Annotated in this window: 16 protein-coding genes and 1 pseudogene; 13 read left to right on the top strand and 4 right to left on the bottom strand. The window is 73.4% G+C overall.

Going from position 1 to position 23,299, the window contains the following annotated elements:
* The first annotated feature begins 115 nt into the window (after positions 1-115).
* The 3 genes and pseudogenes from ACZ6O2_RS09025 to ACZ6O2_RS09015 all read left to right on the top strand — a co-directional run bounded on the left by ACZ6O2_RS09025 (position 116) and on the right by ACZ6O2_RS09015 (position 2,914).
* Positions 116-1,753, top strand: coding sequence for an ABC-F family ATP-binding cassette domain-containing protein (locus ACZ6O2_RS09025; protein WP_466022490.1), 1,638 nt, complete (start codon positions 116-118; stop codon positions 1,751-1,753).
* Positions 1,754-1,791: 38 nt separating this feature from the next.
* Positions 1,792-2,037: pseudogene (locus ACZ6O2_RS09020) on the top strand (hypothetical protein); the annotation flags it as partial.
* A 151-nt stretch (positions 2,038-2,188) separates the two neighbouring features.
* On the top strand, positions 2,189-2,914 hold the full coding sequence (locus ACZ6O2_RS09015) for a methyltransferase domain-containing protein (protein WP_350707074.1): 726 nt from the start codon (positions 2,189-2,191) through the stop codon (positions 2,912-2,914).
* A 23-nt stretch (positions 2,915-2,937) separates the two neighbouring features.
* Here the strand turns inward: ACZ6O2_RS09015 and ACZ6O2_RS09010 are convergent, their stop codons facing one another.
* Complete coding sequence (locus tag ACZ6O2_RS09010) at positions 2,938-3,945, bottom strand: LacI family DNA-binding transcriptional regulator (RefSeq protein WP_357692710.1); 1,008 nt, start codon at positions 3,943-3,945, stop codon at positions 2,938-2,940.
* A gap of 137 nt (positions 3,946-4,082) precedes the next feature.
* Here ACZ6O2_RS09010 and arfA point away from each other — a divergent pair, with 137 nt between their 5' ends.
* The 7 genes from arfA (at position 4,083) to ACZ6O2_RS08975 (ending at position 12,538) form a co-directional block, all read left to right on the top strand.
* Positions 4,083-5,597, top strand: a complete 1,515-nt coding sequence (arfA, locus tag ACZ6O2_RS09005; protein ID WP_466022489.1) for an arabinosylfuranosidase ArfA — start codon at positions 4,083-4,085, stop codon at positions 5,595-5,597.
* Between the two features lie 59 nt (positions 5,598-5,656).
* Positions 5,657-6,985 (top strand): ABC transporter substrate-binding protein, encoded by a 1,329-nt coding sequence (locus ACZ6O2_RS09000; RefSeq protein WP_466022488.1) that lies wholly within the window; start codon positions 5,657-5,659, stop codon positions 6,983-6,985.
* Between the two features lie 6 nt (positions 6,986-6,991).
* The gene (locus tag ACZ6O2_RS08995; protein WP_466022487.1) at positions 6,992-7,957 is read left to right on the top strand and encodes a carbohydrate ABC transporter permease; all 966 of its coding nucleotides are present in this window, start codon (positions 6,992-6,994) and stop codon (positions 7,955-7,957) included.
* A gap of 10 nt (positions 7,958-7,967) precedes the next feature.
* Positions 7,968-8,867, top strand: a complete 900-nt coding sequence (locus ACZ6O2_RS08990; RefSeq protein WP_350707064.1) for a carbohydrate ABC transporter permease — start codon at positions 7,968-7,970, stop codon at positions 8,865-8,867.
* Positions 8,864-9,880, top strand: a complete 1,017-nt coding sequence (locus ACZ6O2_RS08985) for a glycoside hydrolase family 43 protein (RefSeq protein ID WP_466022486.1) — start codon at positions 8,864-8,866, stop codon at positions 9,878-9,880. The genes ACZ6O2_RS08990 and ACZ6O2_RS08985 overlap by 4 nt, the downstream gene beginning before the upstream one ends.
* A 283-nt stretch (positions 9,881-10,163) precedes the next feature.
* Positions 10,164-11,825 (top strand): glycoside hydrolase family 10-like protein, encoded by a 1,662-nt coding sequence (locus tag ACZ6O2_RS08980; RefSeq protein ID WP_466022485.1) that lies wholly within the window; start codon positions 10,164-10,166, stop codon positions 11,823-11,825.
* 176 nt (positions 11,826-12,001) lie between these two features.
* Entirely contained in the window at positions 12,002-12,538 is a 537-nt protein-coding gene (locus ACZ6O2_RS08975) for a phospholipase (RefSeq protein WP_350707059.1), read from the top strand.
* Positions 12,539-12,623: 85 nt separating this feature from the next.
* Here the strand turns inward: ACZ6O2_RS08975 and ACZ6O2_RS08970 are convergent, their stop codons facing one another.
* Together ACZ6O2_RS08970 and ACZ6O2_RS08965 are read right to left on the bottom strand one after the other, a co-directional pair.
* Positions 12,624-15,452, bottom strand: a complete 2,829-nt coding sequence (locus tag ACZ6O2_RS08970) for an ATP-binding protein (protein ID WP_466022484.1) — start codon at positions 15,450-15,452, stop codon at positions 12,624-12,626.
* A gap of 173 nt (positions 15,453-15,625) precedes the next feature.
* Positions 15,626-15,847 carry an FmdB family zinc ribbon protein gene (locus tag ACZ6O2_RS08965; protein ID WP_350707057.1) on the bottom strand — a complete coding sequence of 74 codons (222 nt, stop codon included), beginning with the start codon at positions 15,845-15,847 and terminating at the stop codon, positions 15,626-15,628.
* A gap of 38 nt (positions 15,848-15,885) precedes the next feature.
* On the opposite strand from ACZ6O2_RS08965, the gene ACZ6O2_RS08960 reads away from it, so the two are divergent.
* The 3 genes from ACZ6O2_RS08960 (at position 15,886) to ACZ6O2_RS08950 (ending at position 21,835) form a co-directional block, all read left to right on the top strand.
* Complete coding sequence (locus ACZ6O2_RS08960; protein ID WP_466022483.1) at positions 15,886-17,370, top strand: lytic transglycosylase domain-containing protein; 1,485 nt, start codon at positions 15,886-15,888, stop codon at positions 17,368-17,370.
* Between the two features lie 72 nt (positions 17,371-17,442).
* On the top strand, positions 17,443-18,459 hold the full coding sequence (locus ACZ6O2_RS08955) for a GNAT family N-acetyltransferase (RefSeq protein WP_466022513.1): 1,017 nt from the start codon (positions 17,443-17,445) through the stop codon (positions 18,457-18,459).
* Between the two features lie 97 nt (positions 18,460-18,556).
* Positions 18,557-21,835 (top strand): lamin tail domain-containing protein, encoded by a 3,279-nt coding sequence (locus ACZ6O2_RS08950; RefSeq protein WP_466022482.1) that lies wholly within the window; start codon positions 18,557-18,559, stop codon positions 21,833-21,835.
* A gap of 477 nt (positions 21,836-22,312) precedes the next feature.
* Here ACZ6O2_RS08950 and hemB read toward each other — a convergent pair whose 3' ends face one another.
* Positions 22,313-23,296, bottom strand: a complete 984-nt coding sequence (gene hemB / locus ACZ6O2_RS08945; RefSeq protein WP_350707051.1) for a porphobilinogen synthase — start codon at positions 23,294-23,296, stop codon at positions 22,313-22,315.
* Positions 23,297-23,299 lie beyond the last annotated feature (3 nt).

Here is a 23,299-nt window from a genome sequence, read left to right as displayed (position 1 = left end):
CGTGCGCGGCTTTCGCCCCACCCGTCCGGGCACGAAGTGCAAGATCGCGGAGGCGGTGGGGGCGGGGAGGGCGAGCGGGTGGGCAGGGGTCGGGGGCGGGATAGGGTCGCGGTTGATGAGCGCGACGATGATCGTCAAGGGGCTGGCCGCGGGGCACGGGGACCGGGCGCTGTTCTCCGGGCTGGACCTGGTGGTCGCACCCGGGGACGTGGTGGGGCTGGTCGGGCCGAACGGGGCGGGCAAGTCGACGCTGCTGCGTACCCTCGCCGGGTTGCTGCCGGTGGAGGCCGGGAGCATCGCGCTCAGCCCGCCCACGGCGAGCGTCGGGCACCTGCCGCAGGAGCCGGAGCGGCGCGCCGGCGAGACCGTCCGCGACTTCCTCGCCCGGCGCACCGGGGTCACCGCCGCGCAGGCCGCGCTGGACGCGGCGACCGCGGCGCTCACCGACGGCGCGCCCGGCGCGGACGACGACTACGCCGAGGCGCTGGAGCGCTGGCTCGGCCTGGGCGGGGCGGACCTGGAGGAGCGTGCCGAACAGGTCGCCGCCGAACTGGGCCTCACGGTCGACCTGGACCACCCGATGACCGGGCTCTCCGGCGGCCAGGCCGCCCGCGCCGGGCTGGCCTCGCTGCTGCTCAGCCGCTACGACGTCTTCCTGCTCGACGAGCCGACCAACGACCTGGACCTGGCCGGCCTGGAGCGGCTGGAGGAGTTCGTCACCGGGCTGCGCGCCGGCACCGTGCTGGTCAGCCACGACCGCGAGTTCCTCACCCGCACGGTGACCCGGGTGCTGGAGCTGGACCTGCACCAGCAGCAGATCCGGCACTACGGCGGCGGCTACGCGGCCTACCTGGAGGAGCGCGAGGTCGCCCGCCGGCACGCCCGCGAGGAGTACGAGGAGTACGCCGACACCCGGGCCGCGCTGGAGGCGCGCGCCCGCACGCAACGGGCCTGGATGGAGAAGGGCGTGAAGAACGCCCGCCGCAAGGCCACCGACAACGACAAGATCGGCCGCAAGTTCCGCTCGGAGTCGACCGAGAAGCAGGCGGCCAAGGCCAAGCAGACCGAGCGGTTGATCGAGCGGCTGGAGGTGGTCGAGGAGCCGCGCAAGGAGTGGGAGCTGCGGATGGAGATCGCCGCCGCGCCCCGCGCCGGCGCCGTCGTGGCCTCGCTGCGCGACGCCGTCGTACGCCGGGGCGGCTTCACCCTCGGCCCGGTGACCCTCCAGGTCGACTGGGCGGACCGGGTGGCGGTGACCGGGGCGAACGGCTCCGGCAAGTCCACGCTGCTGGCCGCCCTGCTGGGCCGGCTGCCCCTCGACGAGGGGCACGCCGCGCTCGGCCCGGGCGTGGTGGTCGGCGAGGTGGACCAGGCCCGGGGGCTCTTCCTCGGCGACGCGCCCCTGATCGACGCGTTCCGCGCCGCCGTGCCGGACCTGTCGCCGGCGGACGCGCGGACGCTGCTGGCCAAGTTCGGCCTGCGCGCGGCGCACGTGCTGCGCCCGGCGGCGACCCTGTCCCCGGGCGAGCGGACCCGGGCGGCGTTGGCGCTGCTCCAGGGGCGCGGGGTGAACCTGCTGGTGCTGGACGAGCCGACGAACCACCTGGACCTGCCGGCCATCGAGCAGTTGGAGTCCGCCCTGGCCAACTACCCGGGCACGCTGCTGCTGGTCACCCACGACCGGCGGATGCTCGACGCGGTGCAGACCAACCGGAGGCTGCGGGTGGCCGCCGGACGGATCGCCGAGGATTGATCCGTGCCGACCCGCTCGCGGCGGGTGACAATGACCCCATGCTCAAGTGGGAGTACGCGCTGCTGGTCCGCCGTCGCCAGGCGGCCACCAACGACATCGGCTGGGAGGTCGTCTTCGTCTGGTACGGCCCGGACGGCTCCATGGTCGACGTGACGCCCTACGGCGACACCGCGCTGGCCCACCTGAACCGGGCCGGCGACCAGGGCTGGGAGCTGGTGGCCATGAGCGAGGACCCGTCCCTGCCCGGCAACAACGAGCTGCACCGCTACCACCTCAAACGGCCCAAGCCGGCCACCCCGCCGCCCCGGCAGCGGATGCGCGGCGGCGGTCGCCCCCGGCGGACGATCACCGGCTGACCGCCCGGCTCACCGCACGTCGTGTCGCGGGGCATATCGGGCGGAGATCCGGGTATCGGCCCGCGGGAGGTGGACCCGGATGGTCGCGCTGGGACAGACCCCGCCCTCGGCCGAGCGGCTGCGGGCGATCGACGTATTCCTCGCCGAGGCATGGGCCGACCAGGCCCGCCACGACGACCGGCTGCGCGACCTCGCGGTGGAGGTGCGCTTCGACCGGGGGGTGGCCCACCTCGGCGGCGAGGTCGCGGAGCAGTCCGACCTGCGCCTGGTCCGGGAGCGGGTGGGCCGGCTCGACGGGGTGTTCGGCGTCTGGTGCCGGGTACGCGTCGGCGGGCGCGACCCGGTCGTGGTCGACCTGGGCTGCGGCGCCACCAAGCAGTGGCCGGGCAACCTGGGGCTGGACATCTACCCCGCCCCGGGGGTGAACGCGGTGGCCGATCTCTCCGCCTCGCTGCCGCTGGCCGACGACTCGGTGGACGTGCTGTTCGCGGTGCACATCCTGGAGCACCTGGTCGACTTCCTGCCGCTGGTCGACGAGTGCCACCGGGTGCTCCGGCCGGGCGGCGTGCTGCACGTGATGAGCCCGTGGTGGCGGCACGTGAACGCCGTCGCCGACCCGACCCACGTCCGGCTGCTCGACGTGCAGACGGTCAAGGGGATCTGCCTGCAGCGCACGCCGGGCACCCCGCGCTGGTATCCGCTGCACGTCGGCTGCGACGGCGCCTCGATCTTCGCCGACCTCACCCCGCTGACCCCGGACGCGGCCGGCCCCACCCCCGCCCACCTGGCCCGCTTCTTCGACTGACCCGGCCGGACGGGCAGCCGGGGTCAGCGGCCGAGGGTGCTTTCGCGGGGGGTGAGGCGCCAGGGGGCGGAGAGTTCCCGGGGCGGCGCGGTGCGGTCGCCGTCGATGCGGCCCGCGAGCAGCTCCACGGCCAGCCGGGCGATGCGCTCCTTGTCGGGGGCGATGGTGCTCAGGGTGGGCACGGAGAACCGGCCGTCCTCGATGTCGTCGAAGCCGGCCACCGCGACGTCCTCGGGGACGCGCAGTCCCGCCTCGTGCAGGGCGCGCAGGGCGCCCAGGGCGAGGGTGTCGTTGAAGCAGAAGACGGCGTCGGGGCGTACGCCGGAGGCCAGCAGCGCGCGCATCGCGGCGGCGCCGTCCGCGCGGTGCCAGGCCGACGCGGGCGCCACCAGCCCCTCGTCGTAGTCGATGCCGGCGTCGGCGAGCGCGGCGGTGTAGCCGGCGAGCCGGAGCCGGGCGCTCGCCCCCTCCGGGGTGCGCTGCGAGCCGATGGCGGCGATCCGGCGGCGGCCGAGCCCGACCAGGTGGGCGGTGAGCTCCCGGGCGGCGCCCACGTTGTCGATGCCGACGTGGTCGGCGGGGCCGTGGTCGACCCGCTCGCCGAGCAGCACCATCGGGGTGCCGTCGAGCCCGGTCAGGTCCTCCGCGGTGAGCGCCAGCGGGCTGAAGATCAGCCCGTCGATCAGGTGCTCGGTGATGCCGGAGGCGACCACCCGCTCCTGCTCGCGGCCGCCGCCGGTCTGGTCGATGAGCACCGTCCAGCCCAGCTCGGCGGCGGCCGTGACGACGTGCCGGGCCAGCTCGGCGAAGTAGGGGATGTCCAGCTCGGGCACGGCCAGCGCGATCACGCCGGTGCGCCCCTTGCGCAGGTTGCGCGCGGAGAGGTTGGGCCGGTAGTTCAGCTCGGCGATGGCCTCCTCGACCCGGGCCCGGGTGTCGGGCCGGACGTGCACGTAGCCGTTGACCACGTTGGAGACGGTCTTGACCGACACTCCGGCTCGCTCCGCCACGTCCTTGAGCCTGTGCCGCACCGGGCCACCTCCCGCCATGACTGGGCACTTTACCTCGTGGGCGGGCCTTTACAACGTTGCTTACAACGTTGTAGAAACCAGGGACACCGGGTGACCGCGGTCACCCCGGGACCGCGACGAGGAAAGGTGGCACCCCCTTGCGGACCGCGCAGCTCACGATCGACCCGGCCTTCGCGATCGGACCGGCCGACCGGCGACTCTTCGGCTCGTTCGTCGAGCACATGGGCCGCTGCGTCTACGGCGGGATCTACGAGCCGGGGCACCCGGCGGCGGACGCGCGGGGGCTGCGCGGCGACGTGCTGGAGCTGACCCGGGAGCTGGGCGTGTCGGTGGTCCGCTATCCCGGCGGCAACTTCGTCTCCGGCTACCGGTGGGAGGACGGCGTCGGCCCGGTGGGCGACCGTCCCCGCCGGCTCGACCTGGCCTGGAAGACGATCGAGACGAACGCCTTCGGGCTCGACGAGTTCATGAGCTGGGCCGCCGAGGCGAGGGTCGAGCCGATGATGGCGGTCAACCTCGGCACCCGGGGCGTGCAGGAGGCGTGCGACCTGCTGGAGTACGCCAACCACCCGGGCGGGACGCAGCTGTCGGACCTGCGCCGCAAGCACGGCGCCGAGGAGCCGTACGGGGTGCGGCTCTGGTGCCTGGGCAACGAACTGGACGGCCCGTGGCAGGTCGGCCACAAGACCGCCGACGAGTACGGCCGGCTGGCCGCCGAGACCGCCCGCGCCATGAAGATGATCGACCCCTCGATCAGCCTGGTCGCCTGCGGCAGCTCCAACCGGCGGATGCCCACCTTCGCCTCCTGGGAGGCGACCGTCCTGGAGCACACCTACGAGCACGTCGACTACATCTCCGCGCACACCTACTACGACCCGTCCGACGGCGACCGGCCCAGCATCCTGGCCTCCGCCGTCGACCTGGACAACTTCATCCGGGACGTGGTCGCCACCGCCGACCACGTGGCGGCGAAGCGGCGGGACCGGCGCAGGCTCAAGGTCTCCTTCGACGAGTGGAACGTCTGGTACGAGTCCCGCCTCCAGGCCGACCTGGCCCGGCGCGGCTGGGTGGAGGCCCCGGCGCTGATCGAGGACGACTTCACCGCCGTCGACGCGGTGGTGGTCGGCGACCTGCTGATCACGCTGCTCCGGCACGCCGACCGGGTCGGGGTGGCCTGCCAGGCCCAGCTCGCCAACGTGATCGCCCCGATCCGCACCCGCACCGGCGGGCCGGCCTGGCGGCAGAGCATCTTCCACCCGTTCGCGCTGACCGCCCGGCACGCCCGGGGCACGGTGCTGCGCACCGAGCCGGTCGGCCCGGCCTACGAGACGAAGCGGTACGGCACGGTCCCCGTGCTCGACACCGTCGCCGTGCACGACGAGGAGACGGGCGGGCTGACCGTCTTCGCCGTCAACCGGGACGAGACGGACCTGGAGCTGCACCTCGACCTGCGCGGCCTGGCAGGACTATCCGGTCAATCCCACCTGAGCCTCGCCGCCGGGGACGACCCGACGGCGACGAACACGGAGGCGGAGCCCGACCGGGTGACGCCCCGGCAGTTGCCCACCCCCACCACCGACGGCGGCCGGTGCGCCGTGCGACTGCCGGCCGTCTCCTGGAACGTGCTGCGCTTCTCCCCCGCCGTCGGCTGACGCCGGACCGGCTCTGGGCAGGCACAATTCATCCCCGTCCCCCAAGGAGTGACACCCGCATGATGCAGAACGAGATGAGCCGGCGGCGCCTGCTCGGCCTCGGCCTCGGGCTCGGCGCCGCCGCCTCGCTGACCCTGGCCGGCTGCGGCGGCGAGGACGACAGCTCGGGCCCGGCGGCCGGCAACGGCGGCAAGGACTACACCGGCCCCAAGGTGGACCTGAAGCTGTGGAACGGGTTCACCGGCGGTGACGGCGACATCTTCAAGGCGCTGGTGAACCAGTTCAACACCGAGCACCAGAACATCGCCGTCACGATCGCGACGTACGAGTGGGCTGACTACTACGCCAAGCTGCCGGGCGCCGCCTCCAGCGGCAACGGGCCGGACATCGCGGTCATGCACATGGACCAGCTCGCCACCTTCGCCGCCCGTGGCGTCATCACCGAACTGGACGACGTGGCCAAGGTGCTGGAGCTGAGCGAGGCGGACTTCGCGCCCACCGTCTGGAAGGGCGGGCTCTACAACGACAAGCGGTACGGCATCCCGCTGGACATGCACCCGCTCGGCTTCTACTACAACAAGGCCGTACTGCAGAAGGCCGGCCTGGACCCGGCCAAGCCGCCGACGACGAGGGACGAGTACACCGCCGCGCTGACCGAGCTGAAGAAGTCCGGCGTGCAGGGCTTCTGGGTCAGCCCGTTCCAGTTCACCGGAGGCATGACCTTCTACTCCCTGCTGCACCAGTGGGGCGGCAGCGTCTTCGACGCCGAGGCCACCAGGGCCACCTTCAACTCCGACCAGGCCGTCGAGGCGTGCACCTGGCTGGTCGACCTGATCAAGCAGGGCCACTCCCCCGCCAACGTCGGCCAGGACGCCGACTACCTGGCGTTCAAGAGCGGCCGGAACGCCTTCAACTGGAACGGCATCTGGCAGGTCAACGACCTGAAGAAGAGCCCGGAGATCCAGTGGGGGGTGGCGCCCCTGCCGCAGATCGGCAGCCAGCCGTCCGCCTGGGCCAACTCGCACAACTTCACGATCGTCAAGCAGCGGGCCAACGACGCCAACAAGGTCTCGGCGGCGAAGGTCTTCATCAACTGGCTCAGCCAACACTCGCTGGACTGGGCCAAGGGCGGCCAGGTCCCGGCCCGCAAGACCGTCCGGGACAGCGCCGACTTCAAGGCGCTGGCCGAGGTGAACGCGCTCGCCCCCGAGCTCGAGTACGCGGCCTTCCCGCCGGCGGCCCCGGGCCTCGGCGAGGTCATGACGACCTTCTACAACTCGTTCAACGAGGCGGCGCTGGGCAAGAAGCCGCCCAGGCAGGCGCTGGACGACGGCGCGGCCAAGGCCAACAAGCAGCTCGAGGACAACCGCAAGAAGTACGGGAGCTGATCTCCCGTGGCGGACGTGATCGAGGTCGGGGCGGCGCGCGACGGCACGTCGCCCCCGGCGGCCGGCACCGCCCGCCGGGGCGCCGCGGCGGACCGGACGGGGCGGTTGACGCCGTACCTCTTCCTCGCCCCGTACCTGGTCCTGTTCGGGGTCTTCGGCCTGCTGCCGATCGTGCTCGGCCTCTGGCTCAGCGTGCACCAGTGGGACTTCCAGCTGCTCCACCGGCCCTTCGTCGGGCTGGACAACTACGGGGAACTGTTCTCCGGCGACTCGGCCGTCTACGGCGACTGGTGGCAGAGCGTACGGGCGACGGGGATCTTCACCGTCCTGTCGGTGCCGCTGCTGGTGGTCGTCCCGCTCGGGCTGGCACTGCTGCTGAACCGCTCGTTCCCCGGCCGGACCTTCTTCCGGGCGGTCTACTTCGCGCCGTACGTGCTGGGCGTGGCGGTGATCGGCCTGCTCTGGCGGTTCCTGCTCGACGCCAACCTCGGCCTGGTCAACCGGCTCGCCGGGACGGTCGGGCTGCCGGCCGACACCCCGTGGGTGACCGACGTGCCGTGGGCCTGGGTGTCGCTGGTCGGGGTGACCGTCTGGTGGACCTCCGGCTTCAACGCCGTGATCTACCTGGCCGGGCTCCAGGACATCCCGCCGGAGCTGTACGAGGCGGCGAAGGTCGACGGCGCGAGCGCCTGGGAACGGTTCCGCCACGTCACGCTCCCCGGGCTGCGCCCGGTCCTGCTGTTCGTGATCACCACGACCGTGCTCGCCTCGGCGAACGTGTTCGGGCAGTCGTTCCTGATCACCCAGGGCGCGCCGGGAACGGAGACCCGCACCGTGGTCTGGTTCATCGTCGAGGAGGGGCTGCGGGACAACGACGCCGGCCGCGCCGCCGCGATGAGCATCGTGTTCGCCCTGATGCTGGCGGTGGTGAGCATCGCCAACTTCCGCCTCTTCCGCTACCGCGAAGACTGAGGGGACCGCCATGACGACGCCCACGCGCACCGGGCGCGCCCCCGCGCCGATCCGCGGCAGGACCCCGGCGGCCGGCCGCGCACCGGCCACCGGGCTGCGCCGGGCCGCGCTCTACGCCACCCTGGTGGGGCTCGCCCTGGTCTTCCTGACGCCGCTGGTGTGGATGGTCATCACCTCGCTGAAGACCTACACCGGGGCCCAGCGGATCCCGCCGACCTGGCTGCCGGACCCGATCTCCGGGTACGGCTACGAGCAGGTCCTCGACAACTCCGCGAACCCCGTGCTGCGCTGGTTCGCGAACAGCATGCTGGCCGCCACGGCGCACGCGCTGCTGGTGCTGGCGACCGCCTCGGCGGCCGCGTACGCCCTGGCCCGGATGCGGTTCCGCGGCCGCAGGGTGCTCTTCGCGCTGATCGTCGGAACGCTGTTCATCCCGCCGACTTCGCTGATCATCCCGAACTTCCTGATCGTCGACGAGCTGAACTGGATCGACACCCTGGCCGTCGTGGTCGTGCCCGGCGCGGCGAGCGCGTTCGGGGTGTTCTTCCTGCGGCAGTTCTTCCTCTCCCTGCCCCGGGAGCTGGAGGAGGCCGCGGTGCTGGACGGCGCCAACCAGTGGCAGATCTTCTGGAAGGTGGTGCTGCCGCTGTCCAGGCCGGCGCTGGCCACCCTGGCCGTGTTGTCGTTCCTGACCAACTGGAACGACTTCCTGTGGCCGATCTTCGTGCTGTTCAGCCCGGAGATGCTCACCCTGCCGCCGGGGTTGGGCCTGCTCCAGGGCGCCTACAACACCGACTACCCGGTGCTCATGGCCGGGGCGATGCTGGCCAGCCTGCCGGTGTTGGTCCTCTTCGTCCTCGCCCAGCGGCACGTCATCCAGGGCGTCTCCCGCAGCGGCCTGAAGGGGTGACGGCCGGGACGACCCGGCGGCGCGGCGCGGCGGCGGTGCTCGCCGCCGCGCTGCTCGCCGCCGGCTGCGGGGACGACCCGAGACCCACGAGCAGGGAGACCGACGCGCGCATGTTCACCAACCCGGTCGTACGCACCGACGCCCCGGATCCGCAGGCGATCCGGGTGCGCGACACCTGGTACCTCTTCCACACCAACGCCGCCGGCCGCAACGTCCCGGTGCTCACCTCCCCCGACCTGGTCGACTGGACGCCGGCCGGGGACGCGCTGCCGGAGCTGCCCGCGTGGGCGGAGCCCGGGAGGAACTGGGCGCCCGAGGTGATCGAGCTGGCCCCGGACCGGTTCCTGCTCTACTACACGGTCGCCGGGCGCGAGTCCGGGCGGCAGTGCGTCGGCCGGGCGGTGGCGAGCGCCCCGCAGGGGCCGTACCGGGACGACTCGGCCGCTCCGCTGATCTGCCAGGCGGAGCTGGGTGGGGCGATCGACGCCAGCCCGTTCCGGGACGCCGACGGCAGCCTGTGGCTGCTGTGGAAGAACGACGGCAACGCCGTCGGGGTGGACACCTGGATCTGGTCGCAGCGCCTCTCCGACGACGGGCTGCGCCTGGTCGGCGAGCCGGTGAGGCTGCTGAAGCAGACCAAGCCGTGGGAGGGCAACCTGGTCGAGGGGCCGTTTTTCCACCGGCACGACGGAGAACTGTTCCTGTTCTTCGCCGCCAACGCCTACGACCGCGCCGAGTACGCCGAGGGCTACGCGGTCTGCGAGTCGCCGACCGGCCCCTGCGTGAAGGCCCCGGAGAACCCGATCCTGGCGACCAACGGGGCGGCCTCCGGGCCGGGGCACGCCTCGATGGTGGTGGTGGACGGTCGCACCTGGCTGCTCTACCACGCCTGGCCGCCCGGTCGGGAGGGCACAGTCGACCCGGGCCGCCGGATCTGGCTCGACGAGGTCGTCTGGGACGGCGGCAGGCCGGTGGTCAAGGGCCCCACGGGCACGCCCCAGCCCCGTCCCTGACGCGGAACTCCGCCGGGCGGGAAGCAACGGACCGGGGCTCGACCGCCACTTTCCCGACCCGTTCGGGTCACGACCTGCCGTGTGCGGGTCGTCACGGTGCGCCCGATGGGCCCGGCCGCACGGCGGAGCCGAACCCGACGGACGGACCGATCCCGCGCAGACCCTTGCGCCGGACCCAGGAGTGTGAAAATTTCCTACCAGCGGCAGATTGTCAACGGCGAATCTTGCCGATAGTGCCGCGATCGACCCCTGACACGGGAGCCCCAACGAAGGGACACACCGCATGAAGGCAACTCGGCTCGGAGCCGCCGGGCTGGCCGCCGCACTGCTCGGCGCGCTCGTCGCCGCCACCCCCGCGAGCGCGGCGCCCGACGCGGCGACCACCGCCTCCACCACCACCTGCGTCACCGACCCGGCCACGCCGAAGCGGCAGTTCCGGGCAATGTGGATCTCCTCGGTCGTCAACATCGACTGGCCGACCAAGGCGTCCCAGACCTCGCCCGACCGCATCGCCACCCAGCAGGCCGAGTACCGCGAGCTGCTGGACCTCGCCGAGCGGCTCAACCACAACGCGGTGGTCGTCCAGATCCGGCCGACCGCCGACGCGTTCTGGCCGTCGCCGTACGAGCCCTGGTCGGAGTACCTGACCGGGGTCCGCGGCGAGAACCCGGGCTGGGACCCGCTGAAGTTCGTGGTCGAGGAGGCGCACAAGCGGAACCTGGAGTTCCACGCCTGGTTCAACCCGTACCGCATCTCGATGCCGGCCCCGGGCGGCGCCGGCGCGGACATCAGCAAGCTCGCGCCGAACCACCCGGCGCGGGAGCACCCGGAGTGGACCTTCGCCTACCCGCCGGCCGGGGTGGCCGGCAGCCGGCTCTACTACAACCCCGGCATCCCCGAGGTCCGCGAGTTCGTCCAGACCGCGATGATGGACGCCGTCAAGCGGTACGACGTCGACGGCGTGCACTTCGACGACTACTTCTACCCCTACCCGAGCGGCACCCACCAGGTGCCCGACGACGCCACCTTCGCGGCGCACAACCGGGGCTTCACCAACAAGGCCGACTGGCGGCGGGACAACATCAACCTGCTCATCCAGGAGATGAACGCCAAGATCAAGGCCGAGAAGTCCTGGGTGAAGTTCGGCGTCAGCCCGTTCGGCATCTGGCGCAACCAGTCGGCCGACCCGCTGGGCTCGGACACCACCGGCAGCCAGTCGTACGACATCATCTCCGCCGACACCCGCAAGTGGGTCAAGGAGGAGTGGATCGACTACATCGTGCCGCAGCTCTACTGGTACATCGGCCAGTACCCGGCCGCCGACTACGCCCGGCTGGTGCCGTGGTGGGCGGACGTGGTCAAGGGCACCCGGGTGCAGCTCTACATCGGGCAGGCCGACTACAAGAGCGGTGACCCGGCCTACGGCTCCTTCTGGATGAACCCGCGCGAGCTCTCCGACCACCTGACGCTCAACCGGGCGCACCCCGAGGTGCTGGGCAACGTCCACTTCTCGGCCGTGCAGGTCCGGGCCAACCGGCTCGGCGCGACCGACATCTACGCCGCCGAGCACTACTCGCGGCCGGCGCTGATCCCGACCATGTCGCACCTGCCGTCGAAGCCGCTGCTCATGCCCGTGGTCACGAAGGCCGCGCGGCAGGACGACGGGGTCCGGCTGAACTGGCTCCAGCCGGCCGACGGCCAGGGCCCCCTCGGCGCCGCCACGTCGTACGCGATCTACCGGTTCGACGGGGTCGGCCTGGCCGGCCGGTGCGACTTCGCCGACGCGGCGCACCTGGTCGACACGGTCCGCGCCGACGGCGACTCGCAGACGCAGTCCTGGGTGGACACCACCGCCGAGGCGGGCAAGCGGTACACGTACTACGTGACCGCGCTCGACCGGCTGGCGAACGAGAGCCCGGCCAGCCCGCCGGCGTTCGTCCGCTGACGTACCACCGAATGCCCCGGGTGCCCCTGGCACCCGGGGCATTCGTCTGTTTCGGCATCTGTCACCAATTGTCGACGGGCACGACACCTCCGGGAACGGTCATTGATCGAAACTGATCGACATCCGGTGACCCGCCGGTAACCCCGTCCCACCCGCCGACCCCCGCGGAGGTAACCGTGCCCAGACGCCTCACCGCCCTGCTCGCCTCGGGCGCGCTCGCGCTGCTCGTCCTGCTCGGCGTCGCCACCCCCGCCGCCGCCGTCACGCCCACGCAGAAGCTGTCCGTCCTGTCGAGCTGGACCCAAACCAGCGCCACCAGCTACAACGCCTGGAACTCCGCCCGGCTGAACAAGGCCGCCTGGGCCGACTACGCCTTCGACTGGTCGACCGACTACTGCTCGTCCAGCCCGGACAACCCGCTCGGCTTCAACTTCACCCTCTCCTGCTACCGGCACGACTTCGGCTACCGCAACTACAAGGCGATGGGCCAGTTCACGGCCAACAAGTCCCGCCTGGACAGCGCCTTCTACGAGGACCTGAAGCGGGTCTGCGCCACGTACAGCACCATCGTCCGGCCGGCCTGCTACAGCCTCGCCTGGACGTACTACCAGGCCGTCAGCGCCTTCGGCTCCGTCGCCGCCGTGCAGCAGGCCGACATCGACCGCGCCGCCCGGATGAAGGCCGACGCCGAGCGCCGCGCCGCCCTCCGCTGAGGCGGGTCGACCCGGGGTCCCGTCCCGCCTCCCCAGGGCGGGACGGGACCGCCCGGTCGACGCCGCGCCCGACCCGACCCGTCGGTCAGGCGTGCTCGGTGCGGCGGTCGGGTGTCACGGGGCGACGGGGAGCCGGGCGGGCCCGGTCCGCGCCGAACCTCGTCGAATCCGCCGCCAGGTCGGGATGCTCCACGCCGAGCGCCAGCGCCGCCGCCTCCTCCAGCCCCAGCTCGGTCCCCTCCCCGTACGCGGCGTCGAAGACCGCGTCGCCCAGCGCCCGGCGCAGCTCCCCCTGCCGCTGCGCCCAGTACGCCCCGTAGATGCCCGGCGTGCAGCGCATGCTCGCCCGGGTCGCCCCCGCCGCGCCGAAGAGGCGGGCGGCCGTCGGCCCGTCGCCCCCGCCGGCGCAGCGCACCGCGATCGCGTTGAGCGTGTCACAGGCCCGGCCGTGGAAGCCGTGGCTCATCCGGGATCGGAGCGCCACCTGGAGGTGCTCGTGCGCGGCGACCAGGTCGCCGCGGGCCAGGGCCACCATCCCGAGCAGCATGTCGATCGAGCGCCGCCCCCGCTCGACCGGGCGGGCCGCCTCGACCGGGCGGGCCGCACCCAACAGCTCGGCGGCCTCGTCCAGGGCGCCCCGCCGCCAGAGCAGCTCGGCCAGCCTGAACACGGCGAACAGCGCGTCGCCGATCACCTCCTGGTCGTGCGCCCAGTCGATGACCTCCCGGCAGACCCGCTCGGCCTCCGCGAACTGTCCCATGTCGACCAGCGGGGCCGCCCGCCCGGCGAGGACCCGGGCGAGCAGGCCGGTGTCGCCGGCCTGCCGGGCCGCCGCCTCCGCCCGCTGGGAGAACCGCAGCTCCTCGGCGAACTCGCCGTCCGCGCCGGCGTGCAGCGAGTGCATGTGGTACGCCGCCGCCAGCTCGGCCTCCGGGATCCGCTCCCCGGTCTCGGCGATCCGTCCGTACAGCCGGAACAGCCAGAGCCGCCCCTCCCGGGCCAGCCCCCGCTCCCGCCACCACTGGTCCAGGCCCCCGGCCAGCCGCAGCCCCGCCCGGGCGCTGCCGCCGGTCGCGCACCAACGCAGCGCGGCGCGCAGCTCGCCGGCGAGCGGGTCGAGGGCGTAGAGCGACAGCGTGACCGGCTGCCCGTCCGGGCCGAGGTGCGCCCGCTCCAGCGCGTGCGCCGACCAGGCAACGTGCCGGTCCCGGGCGGCCCGCTCCTCCCCCGCCTCCGCCAGCCGCCGGGCCGCGTACGCCCGGATCGGGTCGAGCATCCGGTAGGTGCTGCCCGAGGCGTGCGGCTCGGCCAGCACCATCGACTTGTCGACCAGCACGGAGAGCGGGTCGAGCGGGTCGGTGCCGAGCAGCCACTCCACCGTCGACAGGTCCACCGGGCCGGCGAAGACCGCCAGCCAGCGCAGCAACCGGGCGGCGCGCGGCCCCAGCGTCCGGTACGACCAGGTGACCGTGGCCTGCATGGTGAGGTGCCGTTCGGTGGCGGACCGCTGCACCGCCCGGGTCGCCGGGGTGGGCGGCGGCACCCCGACGGCCGCCGCGACCAGGTCCACCGTGTCGTGCTGGTTGCCCGTCCACGCCCGCTCCACCGGGGGCGGCTCCGGGTTCTCCCGGCCCGCGTCCAGCGTGCCGAGCACGTCGTCGAGGCGCTCGGCGAGCTGGCCGACCGAGAGCACCCGCAGCCGGGCGGCGGCCAGCTCGATGGCGAGCGGCAACCCGTCCAACCGCTGCACGACCCGGCGCAGGTCGGCCGACTCGGCCGGGTCCGGCTGCCGGCCGCCCCGGGCCGCCGCCGTCCGGTCCAGCAGCAGCGCGACCGCGTCGCTCTCCGCCCCGTCCGCCGGCGGGTCGACCGACAGCGGCGGAATCCGCCAGACCACCTCGCCGGGCAGGCCGAACGACTCCCGGCTGGTGGCGAGCACCCGCACGCCCATTCCGCCGGCAAGCAGCCGCGAGATCACCTCGGCCGAGGCGGCCGGCTGGGCGTCGCAGGTGTCCAGGACGACCAGCATCCGGCGCGCGGCAGCGTACTCCACCAGGGTCTCGACCATCGGGCGGCCGGGCTCGGGACGCAGGCCGAGCACGGCGGCGACCGCGAACGCCACCAGGCCCGGGTCGGTCACCGCGGCGATGTCGACGAACCAGACCCCGTCCGGGTACGACTCCACCAGGTCGGTGCCCAGCTCCACGGCAAGCCGGGTCTTGCCCGCCCCACCCGCCCCGAGCACGGTGACCAGCCGGTGCGCCTCCACCAGCCGGCGCAGCTCGGCGCGCTCGGCCTGCCGGCCCACGAACGAGGTCACCTGGGTGGGCAGGTTGTGCGCGACCGCGTCGGCCGTACGTGGCCGCGGGAACTGCCGCTCGATGCCCGGGGCGACCAGTTGGAAGAGCCGTTCCCGGTCGTCGAAGCCGCGCAGCCGGTGCAGGCCCAGGTCGAGCAGGGACGCGCCGGCCGGCAGCGGGTCGGCATGCCGCGCCGTCGACGCCGAGCAGAGCACCTGCCCGCCGTGCGCGGCAGCGGCCACCCGGGCCGCCCGGTGCACCTCGGGGCTGGCGTACTCGCCGTCGCGCGGCTCGGCCCAGCCGGTGTGCAGCCCCATCCGGACCCGGGGCGCGGCCTCGGCGGTCGGCCACTGGTGGCTGGCCAGCGCCCGCTGCGCGGTGAGGCAGGCGGTCAGCCCGGCGGTCGCGTCGCCGAACGCGAGGAAGAACGAGTCCCCCTCGGTCAGCAGCTCCGCGCCCTCGGTGGCGGCGATCGTCCGGCGCAGCAGGCGGCGGTGCTCCCGCAGCACCGGCCGGTAGTCCGGCCCGAGGAGCTGGGCCAGCCGGGTCGAGCCCTCGATGTCGGTGAAGACGAAGGTCACCCACCCGCTGGGGAGGTGGATCCGTGGCGACATGCGTGGGACCTCCCCCGTGACGTCGGACTCATGCTGCCGGATACTGGATCGTCACGCATCGTGAGAACGGCCGGCCGGGCTCGGACTCAAGGGGCCCGGCGGCCTCGGCGCGGACGAACGGGGCCGGCCGACGGGCGGGCGGAGGCCGACGAGTCAGCAGCCGTCGCCACCACTCAGCAGCCGCAGCCACCACCGCAGCAGCCACCACCGCCGGCCGGAGCGGCCGCGCCGCCGACCGCTCCACCACCGCGGCCGGTGACCGAGACGGTGGAGAGGAGCTTGACGGTGTCCGCGTGTCCCCACGGGCAGGGCGCCGGCTCGCCGGCCTGCGACATCGGACGGTTGACCTCGAAGGTGTCGCCGCAGGCGCGGCAACGGAACTCGTACCGGGGCATGACTCCAGGGTACGGCCGGGCCTGACGCCCGAGGAGACATGGGTGATACTCAACTTGTGGTGGACGGCGAGGACAGATCGACCCATCGGCCCCTGCGACCGGCCGTGCCGCCCGACGGCTCCGGGGTCGCACCGGGGTCGTCAACTCGCCTACCCCGTCCCCGCCGCCCCTGGCTGAGGTCCGAGGCACCCGCCGGCGCCGGCACCCCGACGACGGCACCCGCCGAGCCCGCTCCGACGCCGACCGGCCCGTCGGCCACCCCCGCCGCACCGTCCGCCCCGGACGTCCCGCCGGCCGGGGCGGCACCGGCCGCCGCCGGGAAGCCGAGCGCCGACACCGAGCCGCCGGCCGCCACGAAGCCCGGTGACGCCGCCGACACGTCGACCGCCGACACCAAGCCCGCCGGCACGTCCGCCGCCGACACGTCGACCACCGACACCAAGCCCGGTGGCACGTCCGCCGCCGACACCAAGCCCGGCGACACCAAGCCCGACGACTCCGGGAGCGGCGCCGGGGGCGGCTCGGCCGCGCCGACGTCGGCGGGGAAGAGCGACCTCGCGGCGACGAAGGTGGACGTGCTCACCAACGGGCCGGCCGCGCGAGCCCGGCGGCGCCGGGTGCCGTTCGCGCACGCCGTACGCCTGCCGCCACCTCGCCAGGCGGCGGCAGCCGCGGTCCGGGCGACCCGGGACTGGTCGCGGCGCCCCAGCGGGCGGCTCACCCTGCCCGGGGTGTTCCTGCTCGCCCTGGTCGCGGCGACCGCCGCGGCGGGCGCGCTGCTGGTGCCCGCGACGGTCCGCGCGCCCCGTCCGGTCGCCGACGCCGCCTCCGTCGCGCCGACGGCCGGCCCGCAGGAGCCGCTGCCCGGCGGGCTGCCGCTGCCCACCCAGACGGTGCCACCGCTCGGCACGGTGCCGACCGGCCCGGCCGGCGGCGGGGTGACCACCGGCCGGCCGTCGGACGCCCTCGCCGGCTGGGCCGCGCAGGTCGGGCCGAAGGTCGGCATCTCGCCGGTGGCCATGCAGGCGTACGGCTACGCCGAGCTGGTGCTCGCCCAGACCAACCGCAGTTGCGGCCTGAGCTGGACCACGCTGGCGGCCATCGGCTTCGTCGAGTCCGGGCACGGCCAGGCAAACAACGCCCGGCTCGGGCAGGACGGCAAGGCGCTGCCCGAGATCATCGGCCTGCCGCTGGACGGGCAGGGCAACCGGATGCGCATCCCCGACACCGACGGCGGCCGGCTGGACAAGGACACCACATTCGACCGCGCGATCGGGCCGATGCAGTTCATCCCCACCACCTGGCAGGAGATCGGGGCGGACGCCGACAACGACGGCGTCAAGGACCCGCACGACCTGGACGACGCCGCGCTCGCCGCCGGCAACTACCTCTGCAAGGGCAGCCGGAACCTCACCATCCCGGCCGACTGGTGGAACGCGATCCTGTCGTACAACGACGTCCGCCAGTACGCCCAGGACGTCTTCGACACCGCCAACCGGTACGGACAGGCCAGCCGCACGTGAAGTGATCGTCCGCATACATTGGAGAACCGGACACTTCCCCCGGGCAGCGGTTAGCGGCAAGCTATACAGGTGATGGTGCGCGAGTGGGACCCCAGGACCGCGTCGTCCGCCGAGATCGCGTCGCTGCTGGACACGCTCAACGCGGTCCTGGCAGTCGATCTGCCGCGGGATCCACCGTGGCGGGAGAGTTCCCTGCGGGAATACCTCTCCGAGGTGATGCCCGGCGAGCGGCGGATCTCCTGGGTCGCCCAGGCGGAGCCGGCCGGCGGCGGGGCGCCGGGGCCGATCCTCGGCCAGGTGAACGTGCTCCTGCTCGGCGACATCGGCGTGCTGGAGGTGCTGGTGCACCCCTCCCGGCGGCGCAGCGGGCTCGGCCGTGACCTGGTCCTGGTGGCCGCCCGGCGGGCCTACCAGGAGGGCTTCCAGTCGATCGGGGTCGAAGTGGTCGGCGACACGCCGGCCGTCGCCTTCTACGAGTCGCTCGGCTTCTCGAAGGAATACGTCGAGACCCGAAGCGTGCTCGACCTGTCCGCGGTGGACTGGGTCGAGTTGTCCGAGATGGCCACCGGCATCGGCGCGGGCTACCACCTGGAGTTCTGCCCCGGCGGCCCGCCCGACGACCTGATCGACGCGTACGCCCGGGCCAAGGCGGAGGTGCGCGACGTCGACGACGGCGAGCTGCGCCCCAGCTCGTACGACCCGCAGCGGCTGCGGGACAGCCTGGACTGCCTGCACCGGCGGGGCATGAAGCCCTACATCGTGCTCGCCCTCCACGAGCAGACCGGGGAGGTGGCCGGCCTGACCGAGGTGGTGGTGCCCGCCCAGCACCCCACCCGCGCCGACCAGTACGACACCATCGTCGTGCAGGACCACCGGGGCTACGGCATCGACCGGGCGATCAAGGCGCGGATGCTGCTGGAGCTGCGCTCGGCGGAGCCGAAGCTGACCGAGGTGCAGACCTGGAACGCACAGGCCAACGAGGCCATGCTCAAGGTCAACGCCGAGTTGGGCTACCGTGCCGACCGCGAGTGGTGTGAATACAGCGTCGACGTGGCCGAGCTGGTGCACCGCCTCGACACCGGACGCTGACCGGAGAGTTCACGAAACCGACCGGTGGGGGATGGACGACGGTCAGCGGAGCCCCTTAACGTGCGTTAGTTCCCCGTCCACCCATCGTGGAGGCCCCATGCGCCCGCGCCGCACTCTTGCCGCGCTCGCGACCGCCACCGCCGCCGTGACCGTCGCGGCTGTCGGCGTCGCACCCACCGCGGCCAGCGCCGCGCCCACCGACCTGTTCATCTCGGAGTACGTCGAAGGCTCGTCGAACAACAAGGCGATCGAGCTGTTCAACGGCACCGGCGCCGCCGTCGACCTGGCCGCCAACGGCTACCAGCTCCAGTTGCACTTCAACGGCTCCACCACCCCGACGAACGTGGCGCTGACCGGGACCGTCGCGGCCGGCGACGTCTTCGTCTTCGCCTCCGCCTCGGCCGCGCCGGCGATCCTGGACCGGGCCGATCAGACCACGACAGCCGGCCTGTTCAACGGCGACGACGCGATCGTGCTGCGCCGGGGCGGCACCGTGCTCGACTCGATCGGCCAGGTCGGCGTCGACCCGGGCACCGAGTGGGGCACCGGCGTCACCAGCACCGAGAACAACACCCTGCGCCGGTTGCCCACCGTGACGTCCGGCGACACCGACCCCTCGGACGCGTTCGACCCGGCCGCCCAGTGGGCCGGCTTCCCGGTCGACACGTTCGACGGGCTCGGCGCGCACACCGTCGACGGGGGCGGCCCGGTCGACGCGCCGGCGACGCTCACCTGCGGGCCGGCGCTGGTCACCCCGGCCGGCACGGCGGCGAGCCGGGAGGTCACCGCCACCGACACCGACGACCGGATCGTCGACCTGGCGGTCACCTCGGTCAGCCCGACCCCGGCCACCGGCTCCGTCAGCCGCACGGCCGTCACCCCGGCCGACGCGGTCGGCGGCACCGCCCGGGCCACGGTCGGCGCGAGCGCCGACCTGGCCGCCGGGGCGTACACGGTGGTGCTGACCGCGACCGACGCGGACGGCGGCACCGCCACCTGCACCCTCGCCGTGCAGGTCACCCGCGAGCTGACGGTCGGCGAGGTGCAGGGTCCGACCGCCGACGGCGAGTCCGGCCCGGCCGACCGGTCCCCGCTCGCGCCGGCGTCCGGCAACGGCACCAGCAGCACGCTGTACGACGTGCGCGGCGTGATCACCCAGCTCACCCTGGCGCGTGACTCGTCGGGCCGGGACCAGCGCGGCTTCTTCCTGCAGAGCCGGTCCGGCGCCACCGACGGCGACCCGACCAGCTCGGACGGCATCTTCGTCTTCATGGGCTCGTTCACCTCCCTGATCGGCGGCTACGTGCCGACGGTCGGCGACGAGGTGGTGCTCCGGGCCCGGGTCTCCGAGTACTTCAACTTCACCCAGCTCTCCGGCGCGTCGCTGGTGCGCAAGCTCGCCTCCGGCGTCGACGTGAACGCCGAGGTCGAGGTGACCGACGCGGTGCCGCCGGTCGAGCTGGCCGACGCGCAGCGGTTCTGGGAGCGGCACGAGGGGGCCCGGCTGCGGGTGCGGGCCGGCAGCGGCGCCGTGAGCGGGCGGAACGTCTTCGCCTCCACCGCCGACGGCGAGATCTTCGTGATCGACCGGGACGACCCGCTGCTGGATCGCGCCGACCCGTACGCCCGCCGGGTGTTCCGGGACGCGCACCCGCTGGACAACGACCCGGGCCGCCGCTTCGACGACGGCAACGGCCAGCGCATCATGCTCGGCAGCATGGGCGTCAAGGGCACCACGGGCGACAGCGGCGCGCTGCTCCCGCCCGCCCGCACCTTCGACACGCTGACCGCCGACGCGGTCGGCGGCCTCTACTACTCGTTCGAGAAGTACGGCGTGCAGGTCGAGCGGGCCGAGTTCACCGGCGGGACCGACCCGTCCACGAACAACCCGCCGCAGCCGGCCAAGCGGTCGGAGGAGGTCGCGGTCGCGACCTACAACGTCGAGAACCTGTACGACTACCGCGACGACCCGTTCGACGGCTGCGACTTCGCCGGCAACGCCGGCTGCACCGGGGTGCGCCCGCCGTTCGACTACGTCCCCGGCAGCGAGCAGGAGTACCGCGACCAGCTCGCCGCGCTGGCCGACCAGATCACCACCGACCTGCACTCGCCCGACCTGATCCTCGTGCAGGAGGCGGAGGACCAGGACATCTGCGCGGTCTCCGGCAGCGAGCTGGTGTGCGGCACCACCAACAACGCGGACGGCGCGCCGGACACCCTCCAGGACCTGGCGCTGACCATCGCGGCGAGCGGCGGCCCGGCCTACGCGGCCGCGTACGACCGCAGCGGCGCGGACGCGCGGGGCATCACCGCCGCGTTCCTGTACCGCACCGACCGGGTGTCGCTGGCCGAGGCGACCGCCGGCGACCCGCTGCTCGGCTCGGCGCCGACGGTGCAGTACCGCGGCGCGGGGCTGCCGGGCAACGCGGACGTGCAGAACCCGAAGGCGCTCAACGCGGTGCTTCCCGCCGACGTGGACACCTCCACCGGCAAGGACGGCGACAACGTCTTCACCCGTGCTCCGCAGCTCGGCAAGTTCACCGTGGCCGCCGCGCCCGGGTCGACCGAGCGGTACACCCTGTGGGCCGCGAGCAACCACTACTCCTCGGGGCCGGACAGCCGGGTCGGGCAGCGCCGGGAGCAGGCCGCGTACGGGGCCGCGATCGTCACGGCGATCGAGGCGTCGGACCCGGACGCGCGGGTGGTGTACGGCGGGGACCTGAACGTCTTCCCCCGCCCCGACGACCCGATCGCCACGGCCGCGGAGCCCACCCCGTCGGACCAGCTCGGGCCGCTGTACGAAGCCGGCATGCGCAACCTCTGGGACGACCTGCTCGCCGACGCCCCGTCGTCCGCCTACTCGTACAGCTTCGAGGGGCAGGCGCAGACGCTGGACCACCTGTTCGTGAACGGCACGCTGCACCGGGACCTGATCCAGATGCGGGCGGCGCACATCAACGCCGACTGGCCGGCCGAGCACGCCGCTGACGGCACGCGTGGCTCCAGCGACCACGACCCGCAGGTGGCCCGGTTCCGGTCAAGGGCCTCGCTCAGCGTCGGGGACGTGTCGGTGGCCGAGGGCGACCGGGGCACCCACCCGCTGACCTTCACGGTCACCGTCTCGCGACCGCTGTCCCAGCCGGTGCTGCTCTGCGCCGCCACGTACGGCACCACGGCCCAGGCGGGCGCCGACTACGACCCCTACGTCGGTTGCAAGGTCCTGGCCGCCGGGCAGACCTCGCTGACCTTCCCGGTGACTGTGCGCGGTGACCGCAAGCGGGAGGCCGACGAGAAGCTGACGCTGCTGGTGACGGGCGTGCCGGGGCTGCGCCTCGCCGACCCGGTCGCGGTGGGCACCATCGCCGACGACGACTGACGTCGCCCGGACAGCCTCTCCGGCTGCGCGTACCGACGGCCCGCCCGCCAGGAAGCACCTGGCGGGCGGGCCGTCGGCTCTTTCACGGGGCGAAGGCGCGGACGCCGTCCGACCGACCTTCGCGGCCGACGATCCGACTAATCACCGCCCTGACCAGCACATGTCCAGAGAACGCCCCGAGAGGGGTTGGCGACTCGCTTGGATTGATCGCTCTGGGTGACGGACACAGCATGCGTGGACCAGGCACGCATGAGTGAGCCGGCATTGGCGTGCCGTCATGGGTCGTGGGTCGTGAGTCGTCGGGCAGGGGCCGCGTCCAGCGCGACCGGTCCGGGACCGGTCCGTGCCGAGTTCTCTGTCCGGCCGTGCGCGGCGTGGCGTCTGTGACGCCGTTGCCCGCCCCCAGGGTGCAGGGGATCCAGGTGGTGCCGTGAACGGGACGCTGGGCGGGGGCGTCAGTAGGGCTTCGGTCGGGCTTCAGTAGCGCTGGCGGAGGAGCTGGGCGGCCTCGACCGCCCAGTAGGTGAGGATGATCTGCGCACCGGCCCGGCGGATCGATGTGAGCGTCTCCAGCATCACCCGCTCCCGGTCGATCCAGCCGTTCGCGGCGGCTGCCTCGACCATGGCGTACTCGCCGGAGACCTGGTACGCCGCGACCGGGACGTCGACCGCCGCGCGGACCGCCGACACCACGTCGAGGTACGGCAGTGCCGGCTTGACCATCACCATGTCGGCGCCCTCGGCGACGTCCAGCTCGACCTCGCGCAGCGACTCCCGCAGGTTCGCCGGGTCCTGCTGGTAGGTGCGCCGGTCGCCCTCCAGGGCCGACTCCACGGCGTCGCGGAACGGGCCGTAGAAGGCCGAGGCGTACTTGACGGCGTACGCCAGCACGGCCACGTCCTGGTGGCCGGCGGCGTCGAGCGCCCGGCGCACCACGCCGACCTGGCCGTCCATCATCCCGGACGGCCCGACCACCCCGACCCCGGCGGCGGCCTGGGCCACCGCCATCTCGGCGTACGCCGCCAGCGTGGCGTCGTTGTCCACGCCGCCGTCGGGGGTGAGCAGGCCGCAGTGCCCGTGCGAGGTGAACTCGTCCAGGCAGAGGTCGCTCATCACCACCGTGGCGTCGCCCACCTCGGCCACCACGTCACGGATCGCGACGTTGAGGATGCCATCGGGGTCGATCCCGCCGGACCCGGTGGCGTCCCGCCGCGCCGGCACCCCGAAGAGCATGATGCCGCCGACGCCCGCCTGGACGGCCTCGACCGCGGCCTTGCGGAGCGAGTCCCGGGAGTGCTGGAGCACCCCCGGGAGCGACGCGATCGCCCGCGGCTCCGTCAGCCCCTCCTTGACGAACATCGGCACGACCAGCTCGGCCGGGTCGACGCGGGTCTCGGCGACCAGCCGCCGGAGCGCCGCGTTGCGGCGCAGCCGGCGGGGCCGGATCTCGGGGTACGGCATCAC

It is taken from the genome of Micromonospora sp. NPDC048040, from assembly GCF_055587185.1.
The sequence above is the reverse complement of the archived record's forward strand: the minus strand, read 5'-3'. Positions and strand labels throughout refer to the sequence as shown.

Excerpts from the sequence above, each read along its gene's own strand:
- ACZ6O2_RS09025 (WP_466022490.1), top strand. The coding sequence starts at position 116 with ATGAGCGCGACGATGATCGTCAAGGGGCTGGCCGCGGGGCACGGGGAC.
- ACZ6O2_RS09015 (WP_350707074.1), top strand. The coding sequence starts at position 2,189 with ATGGTCGCGCTGGGACAGACCCCGCCCTCGGCCGAGCGGCTGCGGGCG.
- ACZ6O2_RS09000 (WP_466022488.1), top strand. The coding sequence starts at position 5,657 with ATGATGCAGAACGAGATGAGCCGGCGGCGCCTGCTCGGCCTCGGCCTC.
- ACZ6O2_RS08990 (WP_350707064.1), top strand. The coding sequence starts at position 7,968 with ATGACGACGCCCACGCGCACCGGGCGCGCCCCCGCGCCGATCCGCGGC.
- ACZ6O2_RS08980 (WP_466022485.1), top strand. The coding sequence starts at position 10,164 with ATGAAGGCAACTCGGCTCGGAGCCGCCGGGCTGGCCGCCGCACTGCTC.
- ACZ6O2_RS08970 (WP_466022484.1), bottom strand. The coding sequence starts at position 15,452 with ATGTCGCCACGGATCCACCTCCCCAGCGGGTGGGTGACCTTCGTCTTC.
- ACZ6O2_RS08965 (WP_350707057.1), bottom strand. The coding sequence starts at position 15,847 with ATGCCCCGGTACGAGTTCCGTTGCCGCGCCTGCGGCGACACCTTCGAG.
- ACZ6O2_RS08960 (WP_466022483.1), top strand. The coding sequence starts at position 15,886 with ATGGGTGATACTCAACTTGTGGTGGACGGCGAGGACAGATCGACCCAT.
- ACZ6O2_RS08955 (WP_466022513.1), top strand. The coding sequence starts at position 17,443 with ATGGTGCGCGAGTGGGACCCCAGGACCGCGTCGTCCGCCGAGATCGCG.
- ACZ6O2_RS08950 (WP_466022482.1), top strand. The coding sequence starts at position 18,557 with ATGCGCCCGCGCCGCACTCTTGCCGCGCTCGCGACCGCCACCGCCGCC.
- hemB (WP_350707051.1), bottom strand. The coding sequence starts at position 23,296 with ATGCCGTACCCCGAGATCCGGCCCCGCCGGCTGCGCCGCAACGCGGCG.